Below are 19,297 nucleotides of genomic sequence, written 5' to 3' on the forward strand. Positions count from 1 at the left end.
TCATGAAGCGGAAAGATCCAGTCCTTCACTTGGCAGGGGTTCCCAGCAAGGGGCTTGCCGTCAACTCCGATCCAATCACGACGGAAGTCGTGCGGCATGCGCTCAATTCGGCCGCCAACCAGATGAAGCGGGCGCTGATCCGTACGGCTTTCTCGCCGATCATTTACGAGGTGCTGGACTTTGCTGTCGCCATCTATGATCGCGAGCTGCGCATGCTCTCTCAAGCGCCAAGCCTTCCCATCTTCATGGGAACGCTGAACTTTGCCGTGCGCGAGGCTGTCAAGAATATCGGCGGCGAAGACAAGATCTTCGATGGCGACATCCTGATGTACAATTGGCCTTATGGCACTGGTTCGCATCCCCAGGACATGGTCATCATCATGCCGGTCTTCTATCGGCAGGACCTGATTGGGTACACGGCGATCAAGGGCCACTGGCTCGATATCGCCGCCAAGGATCCCTATTGCACCGACACCACGGATGTCTTCCAGGAAGGCACGATCTTCCCGGGCGTGAAGATCTACAAAAAGGGCGAGCTTAATGACGACATCTATCGCATGATCCTCGGCAACAGCCGCGTTCCCAAGGCCGTATCGGGTGACCTCGATGCCCAGGTTACCGGATGCCGCGTCGGAGCCAAGAGCTTCCTCGAAGTAGTGGAGCGTTTCGGCCTCGACACGTATCGCAATGCTGTCGAGCATATGTTCGACCATGGAGAGGCCATCATTCGCAGCTTCTTCGAGAAGATTCCCGATGGCCGCTATGTGGGCAATGGGGAAATGGACGACAACGGCGTCACCAAGAACCGAATTCCCTTTGAAATCACTGTCGACGTGAAGGGCTCGGACGTCACCATCGACTTTTCCGAAACCCCTGATGCGCAGGGCGGTCCCGTCAACAGCCCCCTGCCATCGACGATCTCCGCGAGCCGTGTTGCGATTACCATGCTTGCCGGCTATGGCGAAGCGCCCCATGAAGGCCACTTCCGGCCTATCAAGGTCATCACCCGCCCCGGCAGTATGTTCGATCCCGAACCGCCGTCTCCCTGCTTTCTCTATGGCTGGTCGGCTTTGCAGGCAATCGAAGTCATCTACAACGCTATCTCCAAGGCGCTGCCTTCATCTGTTCCGGCCTGCTCTGGCGGGTGTATTTGCTCGGTCGTCTGGTGGGGAACCCGCGAGGAAACCGGCGAGGCCTGGGCGGATGGTGCCCCGCATCCGACCGGGCAGGGTGCCTGGGATGGCGGCGATGGCGGCACCATGCTGCATATCTCGGAATCGGCCACGCGCTTCACCCCGGTCGAAGTATGGGAGGCCCGCAATCCTTTCCTCGTCGAGCGCCTTGCTCTGGCGCAGGATTCCGTCGGTCCCGGCAAATATCGTGGCGGACCAGGCATCGATCTCTTCTTTGAGATGACGGAAGACACATTCATCACAACGGTGTTCGAACGCTCGAAGAGCCAGCCCTGGGGACTTGAGGGCGGCCTTGGTGGCCGTGCGAACAATGCAATGGTGGTCATGCCGGACGGCACAGAACATATCGTTCCGAAAACCACGCATTTTCTCGTCCCTAAGGGCGGCTTGCTCAAGCTGCAAACCGGCGGCGGCGGCGGATATGGCGAGCCCGCTGAGCGACCTCTGGAGAAGATCCAGGCCGATCTCGATGACGGTTATATCTCTGAGGCCTTTGCGCGACAGCATTATCCGCACGCATTCTGAATCTCATGAGCCGGAAGGGATACGATTTCTCCCGGTTCTTTTCGCAAAGGAATATTATGCGGTCCTTCTTCGGTCAAATATTCAGGGACAGTGAAATGGCAGCGGGAACGATCATTCTGGTCGTCCTATTCGCCATCGCGGTTTTCGGGCCGATGGTCTGGCATTTCGATCCGCTCGAAGTGGACATTTTGACCGCCCTTTCACCGCCGGACTGGTCGCATCCAATGGGAACGGATGATGTCGGTCGCGATGTGCTGGCCCGCTTCATGAGCGGCGCACGGGTTTCATTGGCCGTGTCGTGCGCGGTAACAGTTCTCGCCACGCTGCTTGGCGGGGGGCTTGGCCTGGTGGCCGGTTTTTCAGGCGGCTGGTTTGACCTTGCCGTTTCGCGGATCATGGATGCAATCTTATCCTTTCCGCCGTTGATCCTGGCCATGGCAGTCGCGATCGGGCTCGGTCCCGGTGTTATTTCAGCCGTGTTCGGCATCGTTCTGGCGGCGATCCCCTGGTTTTATCGCCTGCTTCGCAGCGAGGTGCTGCGCATTCGCAATCTCTCCTATATCGATGCGGCGCGCGCCCTCGGCGTATCCCGGCTCAGCATCCTGCGTCGTCACGTCCTGCCTCAGGCGGTTTCGACGGTTTTGATCCAGGCGTCGTCGGTCTTCAGCTTCGCGATCTTGACGCTGGCAGCGCTCGGCTTTGTCGGCCTCGGCATCCAGCCGCCGCTGCCCGAATGGGGAACGATGATCACGGAAGGCCTCGCCTATGCGCTGACAGGGCAATGGTGGCTCGGCCTTTTCCCCGGCCTTGGCATCTTCCTTCTGGCTGCATCCGCGAACCTGATCGCCGACCGCCTCCGCGAATATTACGATCCAAAATCCGCGAAGGGAGGGCATTAAACATGCTTCGCTTCATCGTGGAACGGGTCTTTTCGGCGCTGTTGACGCTTTTGGGCGCCTCCCTTATTGCCTTCATCGTGCTGCGCGCCGTGCCGACAAACCCCGCACGTCTCATTGCTGGCCCCTTCGCGACAGACGAGGTCATCGGGCAGGTGGAGGCAGCGCTTGGCCTCAATAAGCCGCTTTACATACAATATGCTGATTATATTGTCGGATTTGTCAGAGGCGACTGGGGGTTCTCCTATAGCGCCGGCCAGCCGGTGCTTCAGCAGATCGGGCAACGCCTGCCAGCTAGCGCGGAACTCGCGCTTTACGCCTTTCTCTTTGCCTTCATTGGCGCGATATTCCTGACGGTGTTTTCCGTCTTTGCGCGTTCGCGCTGGCTCGATCGGTTGCTGCGTGGCTCTGCTTTCGTTTTTGTTGGCGTTCCCCCTTTCTGGATCGCGCTGCTTTTCCTGATCGTCTTTTCGGAGAATCTCGGCTGGTTCCCAGGTCCTGTTGGGCGTGGCGATGCGCCTCCGGTGGTCGTGACAGGGCTCTATAGTATAGACTTCCTGCTCGGCGGCGACGTGTCCGGGTTCTTCGGCGCGCTTCACTATCTGGCGCTTCCGAGTGTGACGCTCGCGCTCGGATCGCTCGGTTATCTTATCCGGCTACTGCGCGCCAATCTGCTCGATACGGCAAACGAACCGTTTGTCACGGTGCTCCACGCCAAAGGCGTTCGGGGCCTTGTGATTGCATTTGGCCATGTGTTGCCGAATGCCTTCTTGCCAACGCTCACGGCTGGTGGGTTGATCCTTGCTCAGTTGCTGGGCGGGTCCGTGCTAGTCGAGCGCATCTATACCTGGCCCGGTGTCGGCGGGTTGGTGATTGATGGTATCCTCAGGCAGGATTATGCTGTGGTGCAGGCCTTCATCCTCTTAAGCGCGTTGATCTATATCGTCGTCAACTTCCTTATTGACATCCTTTACGGTGTTGTCGATCCAAGGGTGAGGCGCTCATGACCATGAACACTCAACCTTCCTCCACCGCCGCGCTTCTGACCGTCTCCGATCTGAACACGACCTTCGACACGGCGCGCGGCCTCGTCAACAGTGTGGATGGAGTATCGTTTTCCATTGCTCCGGGTAAGACGCTCGGTCTCGTGGGCGAATCCGGTTCGGGTAAATCAGTGACCAGCCTCTCGTTGATGCGCCTCATCGAACGCAGTAACGGCCGGATCGAAGGCGGCTCCATGCTGTTTAAAAGCCGAAACGGCGAGGTCGATCTTGTGGGGCTGCCGGAAAAGGAGATGCGGAGCATTCGCGGCAACGAAATCGCGATGGTATTCCAAGAGCCGATGACCAGTCTCGATCCTGTCTGGCGGGTCGGCAAGCAAATCGCCGAGGCCGTCCGGCTACACCAGGGGGCCAGCAAGGCCGAGGCACGCCACCGTGCCATCGAAATGCTGCGTCTGGTTGGCATTCCAGCCCCCGAGAAGCGTGTCGATGACTATCCCCACCAGATGTCGGGCGGAATGCGCCAGCGCGTGATGATCGCAATTGCGCTGTCCTGTCGCCCATCACTGCTGATTGCAGATGAGCCGACAACGGCGCTAGACGTGACGATCCAGGCGCAGATTATCGACCTTATCAAGCGCCTGCAGGTCGAGATCGGCATGTCTGTTCTTTTCATCACCCACAATATGGGCGTGATCGCGCAGGTCGCTGATCACGTGGCTGTCATGTATGCCGGGCAGATCGTGGAGCATGGCCCGGTGCGACGGATTTTTTCCAATCCCCGCCATCCCTACACGATCGGCCTGTTGAATTCGATCCCGCGCAAAGGGGCTGTGGGCAGCGACGGTCGCCTGCAAGCGATCGGAGGCATTCCCCCCAGTCCCTTCGACCTTCCGACGGGCTGTCGCTTCGCGCCTCGTTGCACATTCGCGACGGACGACTGTTCCCGCGCCAACCCACCGTTTGAAAGCGTGGAGGCTGATCACATCGTCCGCTGCTTGCACTGGAAGGAGGTCGCGCCATGAGTGACAAACCCGATCTTCTGGTTATTGAAAACCTCGTCAAGCGCTTTCCGGTGAAGCGCGATACGTTTTTCGGCCCCGCCCGCTATGTCCATGCTGTCGCGGATGTGAACTTTTCCGTGCGCAGAGGCGAGACGGTTGGCCTTGTCGGCGAATCTGGATCGGGAAAGACCACCATAGGCCGACTGGTCATGCGTCTGGATGAGCCAAGCAGTGGCAATATCGTCTTCGACACGCAGAATATTGGAAATCTTGTCGAGCGCGATACCCTGCCTTTTCGCAAGCGCATTCAGATGATTTTCCAGGACCCATTTTCGAGCCTCAACCCGCGGATGCGGGTGGGCGCGCAGATTGCGGAAGGGCTTGAAGTGCATGGCATTGGCAACAAGGCGGACCGCGTGCGCCGCGTGACGGAGATGCTGGATCTGGTCGGCCTGCCGGTGGATGCCGCAAGCCGTTACCCGCACGAGTTTTCCGGCGGCCAGCGTCAGCGCATCGTGATTGCCCGCGCGCTGATCGTTGAGCCCGAATTCGTTGTGGCCGATGAGCCTGTCTCAGCGCTTGATGTGTCCGTCCAGGCACAGGTTCTGAACCTCCTGCAGGATCTTAAAGAGAGGCTACATCTGACGATGCTGTTCATCTCGCACGATCTCGCTGTCGTGGAGCATTTATGCGACCGCGTCGTGGTGCTTTATCTTGGGCGGGTGATGGAGATTGCGCCTCGCGACGCGCTATATGAGCGCCCGCGCCATCCCTATACGGAGGCGCTTCTTTCGGCCTCGCCTGTTCCAGACCCTGACCACCAGCCGATCCGCGCCATGACAGAGGGTGATCTTCCCAATCCGATCGATCAGCCGAGCGGCTGCGTATTCCGAACACGGTGCCGTTACGCCATGCCGGCTTGCGCGCAAACCGTGCCGCCCTTGCTGGCGGTGGGTCTCGATCATGTGACGGCCTGCCTGCGCGATGATATCCTTTAGCAGAGTTATGCCGAAACCGGGTCCACCACAGATAGCAATTAAGGGAACGTTCGAATGCGTACCAACAAGGTTATTCATGTTATCGGGGTCCACGCGGAAGGGGAGGTTGGCGATGTGATTGTCGGTGGCGTCTCACCCCCACCGGGTGACACGCTTTGGGAGCAGTCGCGTTTTATTGCCAGCGACGAGACCTTGCGAAACTTTGTGCTGAATGAGCCACGCGGCGGGGTGTTCCGGCATGTCAATCTGCTGGTCCCGCCGAAAGACCCGCGCGCCCAGATGGGCTTCATTATCATGGAGCCAGCCGACACGCCGCCGATGTCAGGCTCGAACTCTATCTGTGTTTCGACCGCCATTCTCGACAGCGGCATCATTTCGATGCAGGAACCGCTAACGCATATGGTCCTGGAAGCACCAGGCGGTGTCATCGAGGTGACGGCAGAATGTGCCAATGGCAAGGCCGAGCGGATCAATGTGCTGAATGTGGCTTCTTTCGTAACACGGCTCGCCGCCGCGCTGGAAGTCGAGGGGCTCGGCACCCTGACGGTCGATACCGCCTATGGCGGCGACAGTTTCGTGATTGTCGATGCGATCGGCCTCGGCTTCTCGCTCAAGCCCGACGAGGCGAGGGAACTGGCGGAACTCGGTATGAAGATCACCGCTGCCGCCAATGAACAGCTCGGGTTCGTGCATCCGTGTAATGCGGATTGGAACCATATCTCCTTCTGCCAGATGACTACGCCAATCACGCGCGAAAACGGCATCCTGACTGGCAAGAGCGCCGTTGCGATCCGTCCCGGCAAGATCGATCGCTCTCCAACGGGAACCGGCTGTTCTGCCCGACTTGCCGTCATGCATGCGCGGGGAGAAATCGGAATTGGTGAGACCTATATCGGGCGCTCGATCATTGACTCCGAATTCAAGTGCCACATCGACTCTCTTACAGAGATTGGGGGGCTTAGCGCCATTCGCCCCGTCATTTCCGGCCGCGCCTGGATAACCGGAGTGTCCCAGTTGATGCTCGACCCGACAGACCCGTGGCCGTCAGGCTACCAGCTTTCGGATACCTGGCCAGCGATTTGAACCAAGACAGGGCTATCACGGCGTTGTTGCAGCGTTCAGCGACAGGTGATCATTCAGTCTTTGATGGGACGCTTATTTGGTTGCTCGGCACTGTAAACTTATCGCCTTGAACGCAACATCTGGGCGTGAGGAATTAGTTCATGCGGCGTGAAGGCGTGCGATTTGGTGCCATGCTTGCATGGCTTCGGTTCGCAGTTCGCGATGGTGGACGGATGGAATATCGTGGCGGGGAATGTGAAAAAGGTTGGTGATCGGGTCATGGATGGAAACGAAACGCTGAAGATGTCGTGTTGACTTGAAGCGCTTCATGATCCTCTCCCGTCGTCGGACGGGCTGATGAGAGTTTTCCGCCCGATTGTTCAATCCCTTGTGAGAACGATGCTCAATGCCGGGCATGACCTCCCGCTTTGCTGCACCATAGGATCGTAGTTTGTCGTTAATCATCACACGCGGCGCACGGCCTTGGGCTTTCAGGAGCTTGCGCATCAAACGTTTTACCGTCTTGGCATTGCGGCGGTTTTGCACCAGCACGTCGAGAACAAAGCCATACTGATCAACGGCGCGCCAAAGCCAGTGTTTCTTTCCACCGATGGTGATGACAACCTCATCGAGATGCCACTTATCACCGAGCCTGCCGGCAGATCGCTTGCGGATATCATTGGCAAAGTGTCTGCCGAATTTCTCAGCCCAGAACTGCAACGGTTTGATGAGAGACGATGATGCCACGCAGTGCCAGCAGATCCTCGACCATACGCAGGCTCAGCGGAAACCGGAAATACAGCCAAACTGCATGGGCAATCACTTCCGCTGGAAATCGGTGGCGACGATAAAGAGGATCACGGCTAGATCTGGTCATGTAGCCAGATTCCTCATTTTGATCGATGTCCGGTTAACGTTACGATGCCGTGCCGCGTCCCCTGCCGCCCGTTTTGCCCTCTTCACACCCGCCGGACCCATCCAAATTCGATGGCGGCGGCGTGCTCCGTTCTATCCGGCCCCCACAACTCCTCACGCTCCCCGAAAATGGCAGGCAACCGCGTGCACGTCGCCTTGCAAAACCGGAACCTCCGCCGCGCAGCGGTCTTCGGCGCGTGGACAGCGGGTGCGGAACACACAGCCGGAAGGGGGAGACATCGGGCTTGGCAATTCCCCTTCCAGCGGGATCACGATCTTTTCGCGCTCCAGCTTGGGATCGGGAATGGGAATCGCAGAGAGCAGCGCCTGCGTGTAGGGATGCTGCGGATTGGCATAGAGCGTATCGCGATCGGCAATCTCGACCGTGCGGCCAAGATACATCACCATTACCCGTGTTGAGATGTGTTTGACGACACTCAGATCATGGGCAATGAAAATCAGCGCCAGCCCCAGATTCTTTTGCAGATCCATCAACAGGTTGATCACCTGCGCCTGAATGGATACATCCAGCGCCGAGACCGGCTCATCGCAGATGATCAGCTTTGGCTCGACAATCAAGGCGCGGGCAATGCCGATGCGCTGACACTGACCGCCGGAAAACTCGTGCGGATAGCGGTTGATCAGGCTGGGCAGCAGGCCTACCTGATCCATGGCCGCCTGCACCCGCGCCTTGATCTCCTTGGAGGACAGGCCGTGGTGATGGGTGATCAGCGTCTCTGAAATGATCTGGCCCACTGTCATGCGCGGATTGAGGCTGGCCAGAGGGTCTTGAAAGATCATCTGGATATCAGCGCGATGTTTCAACATTTCTCGTGGTGACAGGCGCAAAAGATCCGTATTGCCCTGCCAGATCACGCTGCCCGAGGCATCCAGCATACGGATGATGGCGCGGGCGAGGGTGGATTTTCCGCTGCCGGATTCGCCGACAATGCCCAGCGTTTCGCCAGCCCGCAGCTCAAAATTCACGCCATTGACGGCATGCAGGATACGCGGCTTCTGCCATGGAAAACCGCCAGTTTTGCGCTCAAAGGTCACATGCAGGTTCTCAGCCTTGAGAAGTGGTGCTGTGCTCATACCAATTCCTCCACGGGGCGTGTGCATGCGCGGGCGCGATCTGGCGCGAAATTTTCAAGCGGAGGCGGTGCAACGTTGCACTCGGCAATCACATAATCGCACCGGGGCGAAAAGGGACAGCCACGCGGCATGTTCATCATATTTGGCGGCACGCCGGGAATGGTGCGCAGCCTCTCATCCTCGCGATCCACACGGGGAATGGCGCGCAGCAAGCCTTGGGTATAGGGATGCGATGGCGATGCAAACAGCGCTTCCGCTGGTCCCGTTTCCATTACCCGGCCACCGTAAAGCACCAGAACCCGCTCGCAGGAGCCTGCCACCACACCGAGATCGTGCGTGACCAAAATCATTGCCATGCCGAATTCGGATTGCAAATCGCGCAGCAGCCCCATGATCTGCGCCTGCACGGTCACATCGAGGGCAGTGGTCGGCTCATCGGCAATCAATAGATCGGGGCGACAGAGCAGGGCCATGGCAATCATCACCCGCTGACGCATGCCGCCGGAAAATTCATGCGGATAAAGCCGGATGCGGGATTTGGCATCGGGGATTTTCACCGCATCCAGCATGCGGATGCATTCCACCATGGCATCGCGCTTGGACATACCCTTTTGATAGATCAGCACCTCAGCCATCTGATCGGAGATGCGCATATAGGGGTTGAGCGAGGTCATCGGGTCTTGAAACACCATGGCAATGCGCGCGCCGCGAATGGGGTTGAGCACTGCGGCAGGCGCATTGAGGATTTCCTGACCGTCAAACAGCACCGAGCCGGAGGCCCTGCCATTGCGCGCCAAAAGCCCCATGATGGCAAAGGAGGCCTGACTTTTGCCAGAGCCGCTTTCGCCAACAATCCCAAGCGTTTCACCGCGATTGAGTGTCAGATTCAGGCCTTGTACGGCCTTCACTTGGCCGTCTGGCGTATCAAAACCCACAGAGAGATCGGTAATCTTGAGCAGGGTCATATCAGCGATCCTTCGGGTCCAGCGCGTCGCGCAAACCGTCTCCAACGAAATAGAAGGAAAACAGCGTGATAATGAAGAAAAACAGCGGTGCCGCCAGTTGCCACAAGGTGCCATGGGTCATGCTGCCAGCCCCTTCAGAAATCATCGCCCCCCAACTGGTCAACGGCTCTTGAATGCCAAGGCCAAGGAAGCTGATAAAGCTCTCTGTCATGATCATGATCGGCACCAGCAAGGTGGCATAGACCGTGACCACGCCCATCAGGTTGGGCAGGACATGCCGCAAGATGATCTTGATGGATGACACGCCCGTGGCCTGTGCTGCCTCGATATATTCCTTGGATTTGATGCTCAGGGTTTGACCGCGCACAATGCGGCTCATATCCAGCCACGACATCAAGCCAATGCCCACGAACAAAATGGTGGTGGAACGGCCAAACATCACCAGCAGCAGAATCAGCACAAACATGTAGGGAATGGCCATCAAAATATCGACGGTGCGCATCATGATGCTATCGACAATACCGCCCGCGTAGCCGGAGATCGCACCATACAATGTGCCAACCACCACGGCAATCAGGCTGCCAATCAGCGCCACCGACATGGACACTTGAGTTGCCTGTACGGTGCGGGCAAACAGATCGCGGCCCAGATCGTCGGTGCCAAAATAGTGACCATTTTCAAATGATGGACGGCCAAGATCAACCACCTGCCCCATCACCGAAAAATCCAGCTCATCATTCGACCAATGGGCGAGATAAGAGCCCAAAAGGGCAAAAACGGCGACAAGACAGAGACCAATCAGGCCCGCAATCGCGGCCTTGTTGCGCATGAAGCGCCGTCTTGCATCGGCCCATGGGGAGCGGCCTCTGACGGTCTCGTCTCTCATTCGTGTCGCAAGCTTTTCCATCTGCGCTCTATCAACCATCATCGCATCAGTACCGGATTTTCGGATCAATCCACGCATAGAGAAGATCGACCACAAGGTTGAACAGAATTGTCAGGCCGCCGATGAGAATGGTTATGCCCATCATCACGGCATAGTCACGGTTCAGCGCCGCATCGACGAAAAACTTGCCAATGCCGCCGGTTGAAAAATACATGTCCACCACCACAGATCCGGTGATCATGCTGACAAAGGCAGGCCCGAGATAGGAAATCACTGGCAGCAGCGCCGGAATGAGCGCGTGGCGAAAAATCACCACCCGTGCTGGTAGGCCCTTGGCGCGGGCAGTGCGGATGTGGTTGGCATTCAGCACTTCCAGCATAGACGAGCGGGTGAGCCGCGAGATGGAGGCAATGAACAAGACTGAGAGTGAAATCACCGGCATGATCAGATAGGGCCATTGCCCACCCTCCCAGCCGCCGCCCGGCAACCAGCCAAGCCAAAGGGTGAAGATCAGAACCAGAATGGGTGCCAGCACAAAGCTTGGCAGCACATGGGTGCCGATGGCGACCCCAACCGCCAGATAATCCAGCCAGCTATTGTGCCAAACGGCAGCACAGATGCCGAGGGCACCGCCAATCAAAACAGCCACCACAAAGGAGATGCAGCCATAGGTCAGGGTAACGGGAAAGCCCTGCGCGATGATCTCATTGACCGTGCGGTCCTTGTAAATAAAGGAAGGCCCGAAATCGAAATGGACAACAACGCCCCAGACGTAAGTGACAAGCTGCCGCCACAGCGGCGCATCAAGCCCGTACTTGGCATTGAGATTGGCCAGAATTTCCGGCGCTAGCGCCTTCTCTGTTGTGAATGGCCCACCGGGCGCCGCTTTCATCAGCAGGAAGGACGTAATAATCAGGATCAGCAGCGTCGGTATGGCAACCGCCAGACGCCTTAACACGTAAACTAACATTCTGGATCGCCCCGGTAAGAGGGGCAGCACATGGTGTGCTGCCCTTTACAGCATTATTTGGCCACGCGGTACATGTCTTTGGCGTACCAGTTGCCCATCACGCTTTTTTCAGGGTAACCCCGAACATCCGGCTTCAGCATCATCACGTTGGAATATTGATAGATCGGCGCATGGGGCGCATCTACCGCCAGAATTTCCTCGGCCTTGGTGTAAAGCGGCTGCGGATCGGCTGCGGTCTTTGCTTCTTTCAACAGCTTGTCATAGGCCGGATTGGAATATTTGACATAGTTGTTGCCGGAGGCGGATGTGAAGACATCCAGATAGGTCGAAGCCTCATTGTAATCACCGCACCATGCATAGCGCGACACTTCAAAATCCTGATGGTTCAGCTTATCGGTCAGAACCTTCCATTCCATATTGGTCAAGGTGAGGTTGACGCCAACTTTCTTCCAGAACTGTGATACGGCAATGGCAATCTTCTTGTGGCCTTCATCCGTGTTGTAGCTCAGTGTCAGGTTGAGCGGATGGTCAGGGCTATAGCCAGCTTCTTTCAGAAGCGCGACCGCTTTGTCGTCCCGCTCTTTCTGGGTCATATGCGCGGCAGCAATATCCGGCATCTTGAAACCAGCGGTGGCCCAATGCACCCAGTTATAAGCCGGTTTCTGGCCGCCCTGGAGAATGTTGTTGACGATCACATCGCGGTTGATGGCGTAGGACAGAGCCTGCCGCACGCGGACATCTTTCAGGGCTGCCGGTCCCTTTTCAGAGACATTGAAGAGGTAGGTATAGGTGCAGGACCTTGGTGTGGATTTCGCCTGATCCGGATAATCCTTCTTCATGCGCGGATACTGACCGGTAGGAATACCGACTTCATCAAGTTCCCCGGCAAGATAACGGGTCATGGCCTGATTGCCATCGTTGATAATCAGAGCTGTGACCGTGTCGAGCACGGTATTGGCGTTGTTCCAATAGTTCGGGTTGCGCTTCATCACCAGCTTTTCGCCGGGAACATGCTCGGTCAAAACATAGGCGCCGTTGCCAACCAGATTGCCCGGCTTGGTCCAGTCGTCGCCGAACTTATCGATCACCGATTTCTTGACCGGGGACATCGAGGCATTCACCGTCATCTTCACGAAGTAAGGAATGGGTGCGATCAGCTTGACCTGAAATGTATGGTCATCCACGGCCTTCACGCCCAGCTCCTGCGGCGGCTTCTTGCCGCCAATGATGTCTGTGGTGTTTTCCACCTGCATCATTTCAAGATAGGAGGCATATTCAGAGGCTGTCTTGGGATCGGCCAGCCGTTGCCAAGCGTAAACAAAATCGCCTGCGGTGACGGGCGTGCCATCGGACCATTTTGCCTCGGGCCGCAGATGGAATGTGTAGAGCATCTTATCGCTCGATACATCGTAGCTTGATGCTGCGCCGGGAACCAGATTGCCCTGCGTATCCTCATTCATCAGAGTTTCAAACAGATTGCGAAGAGCGTCAGACCCATCCGTGTCTGCATTTAATTGCGGGTCCAGCGTCTTGAAAGAATCCAGTACCCTATAGGTATAAGTCTGGTTTGCTGCTAGCTTCTCGCCATTCTTCGTGCCGGCGTCAGCATAGGAAAGACTGGAAAATGAAAAGGCCAGACAGGTTGTCAGCAAAAGAAGTTTTCTCAATTTTGTTCCCCTTTTTTGTTTGTCGATGAAGGCAAGGCAGAGCAGAAATATATGGACTTGCCTTTCACACGATTGTTTTCATTCGATTTATAGTACGTTTAACGCTGCGCCCAATTTACTTTAGAAACATCTTTTAAGATGATATTCCTACGGATTACAGGGGATTGTTGCGACGTGTACGAAGGTGTATGCATCGCAAAAGTTGCGCTATCGCCGCATGTATTTCTCCGGAAAGTCTTTCCACCTGCGACAGAAAGAAGGCGTTCATATAATCCGAATGATTATCCGGTTTTTTCCTTTGCGCAAGACGGATATTTATCCGATGTATGATTGCAGGTGAGTGATGACGGGGGTAACGGTATGGCAGAGGTAGGGAATACGGGCACCAAACGGAGGCCGGTTCAGGCAAGATCACAAAAAATGAAGATGGCGATTATGGAATCGACCCATGCCGTGATGCGTGAACAGGGTGTGCGCGCCGTGACCACCAATGCCGTTTCTGCCCATTCTGGTATTAAGGTCGGCTCGATTTATGACTACTTCCCCAACAAGGAAGCCATTATTGCCGAAATCTATGAGGAAAAGTTGGCGCAGGTGCGGGCTTTTCTGGAAGCCGGATCAGAAAAAATCGAGGCAGATGACTGGCAGATCCAATTGGCTGCACTTATTCGTGAGACATGGGTTTACCAGCTGTCGATCGGGCTGGACCGCACCATTGTTGATGCTGCTTATTATTATGAGACCCTGTTTCCCATTGCCCAGCAGCATGCAAGGTTGGTTGCCTCAAACTACGTGGAGCTGTTGTCCCATCTTGGCTCAACCTGGTCGCATGAGCAACTTTTTGATCTGGGTATCAGCCTTTACACGCTCGTCAACGCCAATTGGAGTTATTGGCGTTTGACAGGCACGGATGATCAAATCGCGATCGAGCGACAGATCGTGTTGACGATCACGCTGATCACGCCCACCCTGACAGCCTCGGCAAGCTCTCATAGCCCAGCGTGTTGATTTTCGCTTAGAAATGAGCCGTATTTCCACTTGGGCCTGATCCGGTCTGCCACTAGTAGTGATTTGAAAGGATTGATCAGTTCAACGTAAGTTCTGGCTCAGTGCATAACGACAAACGTGATTAATTTAGCGCGGAAATCAACAGCGAGCGTTTCGGCAAGGACGGTTATCGCTACGACACGCTGCTGCAACGTACAGGTGGCGATTACGAGATCGACTTGTCCGTGACCACGACGCCGATTGGCGCGATCTCCCGGCTCGAACATGCTCTCGGCGGGTTTGAACATGAGCGCGAGAACTATCGCAATCGGCTCGCCGATGCGAAACGTCGCCTCGCCTCCTACACACCGCGTCTGGGGGAAAGCTTCTCATTCCAAGCCGAGCTCGAACTCAAGCTGGGCCAACTGGACGAGATCGAGAGGGATCTGGCGGCAACCGCCGACGAACCAGAGGAGGATCGCCAGGAAGCCGCGTAAACAGCGGCATTTCCACCGTCACTTGAAACGCGATCGGGTCATACACATCTACCGGTCATCACGCGTTTCGACGGTTTCATGCAGTGGCGATTGCCGCGCGTTCGAAGCTGTCCGGGTTGGAAGGGCGCTCCCCAAGAGGGTCGAGCGCCCTTTCGCTTTTAAACTGCCCAGTAGGGCACGTATCGCGCATTTCTCTTTCCTTGGTCGGGATCGGCCGGTGCAATCCGCCCGAGCTTGATCGACTCGGCAATTATGGCGGAGACGGCCTGATAGTCCTCTGGGGCCAGCGAGAAGCGTTCTCGCAGGGTCGCGTTGCTCATGTAGTCGTGGGTCAACCATCGAAGAACGCAATGGAAAAAGCAGGCCCGCATCTTCTCTGCTTTTGACATCTGGGCAAATGCACGCGGAGCGAACAAAACCACCCGCATCGAGTTTTCAGAGGAAATGAAATCTGGCGCGGGCAGGTGATCAGCTTCTATTTCGATCAGCGTCTTGTCCAGACCGCCGCCACGCTCCTCACAAAGACCGAATGCGCGCATTGTCGATGCGAGTTTTTCATTGCGCGAGCGTCTCTCGTCAAGAATTCGGTCTGTGGCTATCAGTGAGTTTCCAGGATTGGTTACCTCGATACGGTTTTCGTAGATCTCGACAACCGGGCCGACGCCGCCGACTATGAAGTCCTGGTGGATCATGGCATTGGCAATCACCTCGCGGATTGCTGTTTCCGGGAAGTGCGGCACCATGCGCCGGACGCCATTGATGTATCGTTCTTCCTTGGGCAGACGTTCCATTAGGAACCTCATCATCCCAGTGAAGCCAACTGCATAGCCTTTTTTACCTTCCTGCTCGAAATCCGATTTGGATTTGTCGCGTCCGATATATTTGATAATGCGTACTGCCTTACCGGCAATGGACGGAAACAGCGTGACATCGCGCGCAAGCATGATCGCGCCAAGATTGGTGATGTCGTAGCGCCCTTCCAGGTTATCCAGCAGGAATCCATACTCAATCATTTTTCGAATAATTTCGTCCGGATTTTTCGGGCGGGGATCGCCTGTCAACTCGAAGAGGGGTTCGGGATCGAGTTGGGCGAATATGTCATCGGCGGTGGCGTTCGAAACAGCGACTGCACTCTCGAAGCGCCGACGGCCAGTTGCAATCCAAAGAGATCTCTCGTGTTCGGGAAAATCGGAGAGTTTCTTTTTGTTTTCTCCAATTCGGATGAATTCCGCATCGCTGAATTTGACCGGCCGCTCATAGGATGGCTCGATGGCTATGAGGGAATAAGTCAGCCCGTCACATTCGACATCCACGACATCGAGCATGATCCTCGGTTCAATCATGCGGCTAAGCCAATTGGTAAAGTCTTCGTTGCCATGCTTGAGTTGCTGCAGGCGCAGGTCGGTACCGACCCGTTCCCTCGTTTTGTCCCGAATGCCGAAGACCATAAATGCGCGGTCACGCCCTGCTAGCATTGCGGCATTTGCAAGCGCTGAGACGTATTCCCCGATCTCACGTGGATCCTTGTTGTTGACCTTGAATTCGAGCCATGTGCTTTCGTTCGGTTCCTGCAGCAGGCGGTCGAGCAGGGCGCAGGGATTGTGGATCGGCATTCATGATCTCCTTTTATCCCCCTTATATCAGATTCGATGCGTTTCGTCCTCGTGCCGACGATTTCGCTTAGGGAAATGTTGAACAAAAACAGCGGCATCTGACCGGCGCAAATTGCCAAGTTTTTATCTAGGTTTTGTCTGAAGGGCAGTCTGGACTGAATACCCAACTCGGGTCTCACAGTGGATTTTTATATCCCCTTTTTGTCGGAATCGACACACACAACAAGCTTCCAGCTTAAAAAAGTGAAATTAAAACAAAGATTTGGAGGGGAGAATGATGAGGGCCTTATATCAGAACCCCTTCGCAGGTCGACCCAACGGCTGCCGGTTCCCTCAATCGCGCCGGTCGCCGAGACCGGGCCAGCTTGCCTCGCAAGCCAGGTCTGCTCCGGCGCAATTGCAGCCGCCGGCCCGTCCTGCGGTTCGGGAGATGTCTTCGAAAAGAAGATGAGGAGGCAAGGACAGTCCGTCCGCCCGAAGCTCAAGAGGTCATTCCCATGCAGTTGATTACAGCCGATCCGCGCAGTCTGAAGGACAATCCCGACCGGTCGCGCCAGTCGAAATCCTCACCACAGTCCGACGCGCTATTGTGCGCATCGATCAGGGCTATCGGTGTCGTGCAGCCACCGATCGTCAAACTCGATCCGGAGGGCGGCAACAGTTACATCATCGTCTTCGGCCATCGACGTGCAGCACAAGCCATCGCCGCGGATCTCGTGGAAATCCCGCTGCTGCTGGCAGATCCCTCCGACGATCTCGGCGCCATGCAGTCTTTTGCCGAAAACATCGCCCGCGAACCGCTGAATCCGGTCGATCAATGGTGCGCCATCGAGCGGCTGGTAGCTCTCGGATGGACCGAGGAGTCGATCGCCATGGCGCTGGCACTTCCGAGCCGGCAGATCCGCAAGCTGCGGTTTCTGGCCAATATCCTGCCCGCGATGCTCGACCAGATGGCGCGCGGTGACATGCCGAACGAGCAGCAACTGCGCACAATCGCCGCCGCCGGACAGGATGAGCAGGCCGAGGTGTGGAAGAAGTACAAGCCGAAGAAGCAGGACCCGCAGGTTTCGTGGTGGGAGGTTGCCCGCGCACTGACCACGACCCGGATGCTCGCCAAACATGCAAGCTTCGGCGACGATCTGGCACAGGCTTACGGCATCACCTGGGTCGAGGACCTGTTTGCTCCCGCCGATGAGGACAGCCGCTATACCACCGACGTCGAGGCGTTTCTCGGGGCGCAGCAGGAGTGGCTGGCCAACAATCTGCCCAAGCGCGGTTCGGTCATCGAGGCCAATGAATACGGCCAGGCCAAGCTGCCTGCCAAAGCGCAACAGGTCTACGGCAAGCCGGGCAAGGGTGACCTGACCGGATGGTACATCAACGCGCGAGACGGCTCGGTTCAGTCGGTTGCCTACCGCATGCCCGAGGCTAAGAAGCCCAAGCTGGTCAAGGATCTCGATGGTGTCGAAACCATCGTCGAGGAGGTTGAGACGCCGAAAGTGCGGCCCGATGTGACCCAGAAGGGTCTCGACATGATCGGCGACTTGCGGACGGACGCTCTGCACGAGGCGCTCGCGCGTGCACCGATCGAGGACGACACGTTGATGGCTTTGCTCATTCTCGCCTTCACCGGCATGAATGTCACGGTTGCCAGCGGTGCATCGGACAATCCCTATGGTCATGCGAAATGCGGCCCGCATGCTGCTAGGCTGATTGGCGAGGACGGCAAGCTGTCCTTCGATCGTGAGACACTGCTGCAGGCTGCGCGCTCGGTCCTGGTCGAAGTCCTGTCTCTTCGGCGTAATCGCTCCGATAGCGGCCTGATCGCGCGTATTGCCGGCGACGCCATCGGGGCTGATCAATTCCTGCCAAATATGGCAACCGAAGACTTCCTTTCATGCCTTTCACGCACTGCGCTGGAGACGACCGCAGAAACGGCGGGCGTGCCCGGTCGGATCAAGGTGAAGGATACCCGCGCGGCTCTGGTCGAGCATTTTGCCGAGGACAAGCTGGTGCATCCGGCAGCGCTGCTCGCGCCTTCCACGGACGACGTGCGGTCCTGGGCTGGACGTTTTGCCAGCGTCGATAGCGGATCGGAGGATGTCCGCGACGATCTCGATGCGCTCGAAGATCAGCTTTCGGGTGGTGACCTGGTTGACCATTCCGCCGTCGAGGAAGAGGCCGGCGAGGGTTTCCGCGAGGCCGCCGAATAGCACAAGGCACAAGGATCTGAACCAACGCCGCTGGCTGATGCCGGCGGCGTTTTTGTTTCCAGCAATCAGAAGGAGTTTGTCATGGCAGAGATCCATGATGACATGGCTGAAGATACGGCCGCAGAAAAAGCGGCGCATGAGGCCGAGCTACGGACATTGAAGCGGCCGACGATACCAGCGGGAGCCTCGACACCATGGGGCAGGGCGCAGGTTTCGCGGCAATTCGCCGACGGGATCATTCTGCATTCTACCGCCAGTCACGGCGGTTTCCATCTGGCCGAGAAAGCCAATTCGGCCGTCCATGCTCTCTTCCGGAATGACGGCGAATTTTATGAGGAGGATTGTGAATGGGCGAAGGTCGCCCATGCTTTCCCGCATCTATTCACCGCCTATGAACGTCGGGTGGCCGATCGGACGCTTCGAGACTATTTCCCTGATGCCTACGAGCGCGTCATGGGTGTCATACTGAACGGCAGTCAGTCTCACGTGCGGGACGCCCAAGATTTCGAAAAGCGACATCGCCACGACTGGGTGGTCATCGCAGCCCTGAATTCCGATCACCAGCCAGGTCTCGTCGAGTGTCTCGCGACTTTGGGTGGGATCCGAGGCGAGGTCGGCGAACGACGGTTTATGGTTCCACGCTCCGACTACGTGATCGGCCGACATGGCTTCGTCATCGATCCAGCCAAGCACGAGCCATATGATGGCCCGTCCAGCTTTGTGACCTGGGCGGCGCGGCGATGACGGTCGCGCCTAGCGACAGTGACCTTCCGGAAAATCAGGTGATCGATTTCATCGAGCTTTATCGCA

At 56.9% G+C, this 19,297-nt stretch carries 16 protein-coding genes and 1 pseudogene; 10 read left to right on the forward strand and 7 right to left on the reverse strand.

Features of this window, described 5'->3' with window-relative positions:
* The first annotated feature begins 2 nt into the window (after nucleotides 1–2).
* The 6 genes from AVI_RS25755 to AVI_RS25780 all read left to right on the forward strand — a co-directional run bounded on the left by AVI_RS25755 (nucleotide 3) and on the right by AVI_RS25780 (nucleotide 6,700).
* A complete protein-coding gene (locus AVI_RS25755; RefSeq protein ID WP_015918204.1) occupies nucleotides 3–1,718 on the forward strand; it encodes a hydantoinase B/oxoprolinase family protein in 1,716 nt (571 codons plus the stop codon).
* Nucleotides 1,719–1,813: 95 nt separating this feature from the next.
* The gene (locus AVI_RS25760; RefSeq protein ID WP_234618196.1) at nucleotides 1,814–2,617 is read left to right on the forward strand and encodes an ABC transporter permease; all 804 of its coding nucleotides are present in this window, start codon (nucleotides 1,814–1,816) and stop codon (nucleotides 2,615–2,617) included.
* A 2-nt stretch (nucleotides 2,618–2,619) separates the two neighbouring features.
* Nucleotides 2,620–3,621, forward strand: a complete 1,002-nt coding sequence (locus AVI_RS25765; protein WP_015918206.1) for an ABC transporter permease — start codon at nucleotides 2,620–2,622, stop codon at nucleotides 3,619–3,621.
* A gap of 2 nt (nucleotides 3,622–3,623) precedes the next feature.
* On the forward strand, nucleotides 3,624–4,640 hold the full coding sequence (locus AVI_RS25770) for an ABC transporter ATP-binding protein (RefSeq protein WP_015918207.1): 1,017 nt from the start codon (nucleotides 3,624–3,626) through the stop codon (nucleotides 4,638–4,640).
* The gene (locus tag AVI_RS25775; protein WP_015918208.1) at nucleotides 4,637–5,617 is read left to right on the forward strand and encodes an ABC transporter ATP-binding protein; all 981 of its coding nucleotides are present in this window, start codon (nucleotides 4,637–4,639) and stop codon (nucleotides 5,615–5,617) included. Before AVI_RS25770 ends, AVI_RS25775 begins: the two co-directional genes overlap by 4 nt.
* Before the next feature lie 54 nt (nucleotides 5,618–5,671).
* Nucleotides 5,672–6,700: a trans-3-hydroxy-L-proline dehydratase gene (locus AVI_RS25780; RefSeq protein WP_015918209.1), complete on the forward strand. Its 1,029-nt coding sequence runs from the start codon at nucleotides 5,672–5,674 to the stop codon at nucleotides 6,698–6,700.
* Nucleotides 6,701–6,838: 138 nt separating this feature from the next.
* On the opposite strand, the pseudogene AVI_RS25785 reads toward AVI_RS25780, so the two are convergent.
* The 6 genes and pseudogenes from AVI_RS25785 to AVI_RS25810 all read right to left on the reverse strand — a co-directional run bounded on the left by AVI_RS25785 (nucleotide 6,839) and on the right by AVI_RS25810 (nucleotide 13,177).
* A pseudogene (locus AVI_RS25785) lies at nucleotides 6,839–7,556 on the reverse strand (IS6 family transposase).
* Nucleotides 7,557–7,708: 152 nt separating this feature from the next.
* A complete protein-coding gene (locus AVI_RS25790) occupies nucleotides 7,709–8,689 on the reverse strand; it encodes an ABC transporter ATP-binding protein (protein WP_015918210.1) in 981 nt (326 codons plus the stop codon).
* Nucleotides 8,686–9,654, reverse strand: coding sequence for an oligopeptide/dipeptide ABC transporter ATP-binding protein (locus AVI_RS25795; RefSeq protein WP_015918211.1), 969 nt, complete (start codon nucleotides 9,652–9,654; stop codon nucleotides 8,686–8,688). Before AVI_RS25795 ends, AVI_RS25790 begins: the two co-directional genes overlap by 4 nt.
* 1 nt (nucleotide 9,655) lies before the next feature.
* Nucleotides 9,656–10,582 carry an ABC transporter permease subunit gene (locus AVI_RS25800; RefSeq protein ID WP_015918212.1) on the reverse strand — a complete coding sequence of 309 codons (927 nt, stop codon included), beginning with the start codon at nucleotides 10,580–10,582 and terminating at the stop codon, nucleotides 9,656–9,658.
* A gap of 4 nt (nucleotides 10,583–10,586) precedes the next feature.
* Nucleotides 10,587–11,510 carry an oligopeptide ABC transporter permease OppB gene (gene oppB, locus AVI_RS25805; protein ID WP_015918213.1) on the reverse strand — a complete coding sequence of 308 codons (924 nt, stop codon included), beginning with the start codon at nucleotides 11,508–11,510 and terminating at the stop codon, nucleotides 10,587–10,589.
* Between the two features lie 53 nt (nucleotides 11,511–11,563).
* Entirely contained in the window at nucleotides 11,564–13,177 is a 1,614-nt protein-coding gene (locus AVI_RS25810; protein ID WP_015918214.1) for a peptide ABC transporter substrate-binding protein, read from the reverse strand.
* Nucleotides 13,178–13,513: 336 nt separating this feature from the next.
* On the opposite strand from AVI_RS25810, the gene AVI_RS25815 reads away from it, so the two are divergent.
* Nucleotides 13,514–14,185: a TetR/AcrR family transcriptional regulator gene (locus tag AVI_RS25815; protein ID WP_139192544.1), complete on the forward strand. Its 672-nt coding sequence runs from the start codon at nucleotides 13,514–13,516 to the stop codon at nucleotides 14,183–14,185.
* A gap of 218 nt (nucleotides 14,186–14,403) precedes the next feature.
* The gene (locus AVI_RS25820) at nucleotides 14,404–14,661 is read left to right on the forward strand and encodes a hypothetical protein (RefSeq protein ID WP_041699663.1); all 258 of its coding nucleotides are present in this window, start codon (nucleotides 14,404–14,406) and stop codon (nucleotides 14,659–14,661) included.
* Nucleotides 14,662–14,819: 158 nt separating this feature from the next.
* Here AVI_RS25820 and AVI_RS25825 read toward each other — a convergent pair whose 3' ends face one another.
* On the reverse strand, nucleotides 14,820–16,274 hold the full coding sequence (locus tag AVI_RS25825) for an ATP-binding protein (protein ID WP_015918217.1): 1,455 nt from the start codon (nucleotides 16,272–16,274) through the stop codon (nucleotides 14,820–14,822).
* Between the two features lie 497 nt (nucleotides 16,275–16,771).
* Between AVI_RS25825 and AVI_RS25830 the strand changes: the two genes are divergently transcribed.
* Nucleotides 16,772–18,487 carry a ParB N-terminal domain-containing protein gene (locus AVI_RS25830; RefSeq protein ID WP_015918218.1) on the forward strand — a complete coding sequence of 572 codons (1,716 nt, stop codon included), beginning with the start codon at nucleotides 16,772–16,774 and terminating at the stop codon, nucleotides 18,485–18,487.
* Nucleotides 18,488–18,568: 81 nt separating this feature from the next.
* Nucleotides 18,569–19,231 carry a DUF7007 domain-containing protein gene (locus AVI_RS25835; protein ID WP_015918219.1) on the forward strand — a complete coding sequence of 221 codons (663 nt, stop codon included), beginning with the start codon at nucleotides 18,569–18,571 and terminating at the stop codon, nucleotides 19,229–19,231.
* Nucleotides 19,232–19,297: the final 66 nt, after the last annotated feature.

It is taken from the genome of Allorhizobium ampelinum S4, from assembly GCF_000016285.1.
GTDB classification, from domain to species: Bacteria; Pseudomonadota; Alphaproteobacteria; order Rhizobiales; family Rhizobiaceae; genus Allorhizobium; species Allorhizobium ampelinum.

Coding starts and splice junctions, on each gene's coding strand:
- AVI_RS25755 (WP_015918204.1), top strand. CDS start 3: ATGAAGCGGAAAGATCCAGTCCTTCACTTGGCAGGGGTTCCCAGCAAG.
- AVI_RS25760 (WP_234618196.1), top strand. CDS start 1,814: ATGGCAGCGGGAACGATCATTCTGGTCGTCCTATTCGCCATCGCGGTT.
- AVI_RS25765 (WP_015918206.1), top strand. CDS start 2,620: ATGCTTCGCTTCATCGTGGAACGGGTCTTTTCGGCGCTGTTGACGCTT.
- AVI_RS25770 (WP_015918207.1), top strand. CDS start 3,624: ATGAACACTCAACCTTCCTCCACCGCCGCGCTTCTGACCGTCTCCGAT.
- AVI_RS25775 (WP_015918208.1), top strand. CDS start 4,637: ATGAGTGACAAACCCGATCTTCTGGTTATTGAAAACCTCGTCAAGCGC.
- AVI_RS25780 (WP_015918209.1), top strand. CDS start 5,672: ATGCGTACCAACAAGGTTATTCATGTTATCGGGGTCCACGCGGAAGGG.
- AVI_RS25790 (WP_015918210.1), bottom strand. CDS start 8,689: ATGAGCACAGCACCACTTCTCAAGGCTGAGAACCTGCATGTGACCTTT.
- AVI_RS25795 (WP_015918211.1), bottom strand. CDS start 9,654: ATGACCCTGCTCAAGATTACCGATCTCTCTGTGGGTTTTGATACGCCA.
- AVI_RS25800 (WP_015918212.1), bottom strand. CDS start 10,582: ATGATGGTTGATAGAGCGCAGATGGAAAAGCTTGCGACACGAATGAGA.
- oppB (WP_015918213.1), bottom strand. CDS start 11,510: ATGTTAGTTTACGTGTTAAGGCGTCTGGCGGTTGCCATACCGACGCTG.
- AVI_RS25825 (WP_015918217.1), bottom strand. CDS start 16,274: ATGCCGATCCACAATCCCTGCGCCCTGCTCGACCGCCTGCTGCAGGAA.
- AVI_RS25830 (WP_015918218.1), top strand. CDS start 16,772: ATGCAGTTGATTACAGCCGATCCGCGCAGTCTGAAGGACAATCCCGAC.
- AVI_RS25835 (WP_015918219.1), top strand. CDS start 18,569: ATGGCAGAGATCCATGATGACATGGCTGAAGATACGGCCGCAGAAAAA.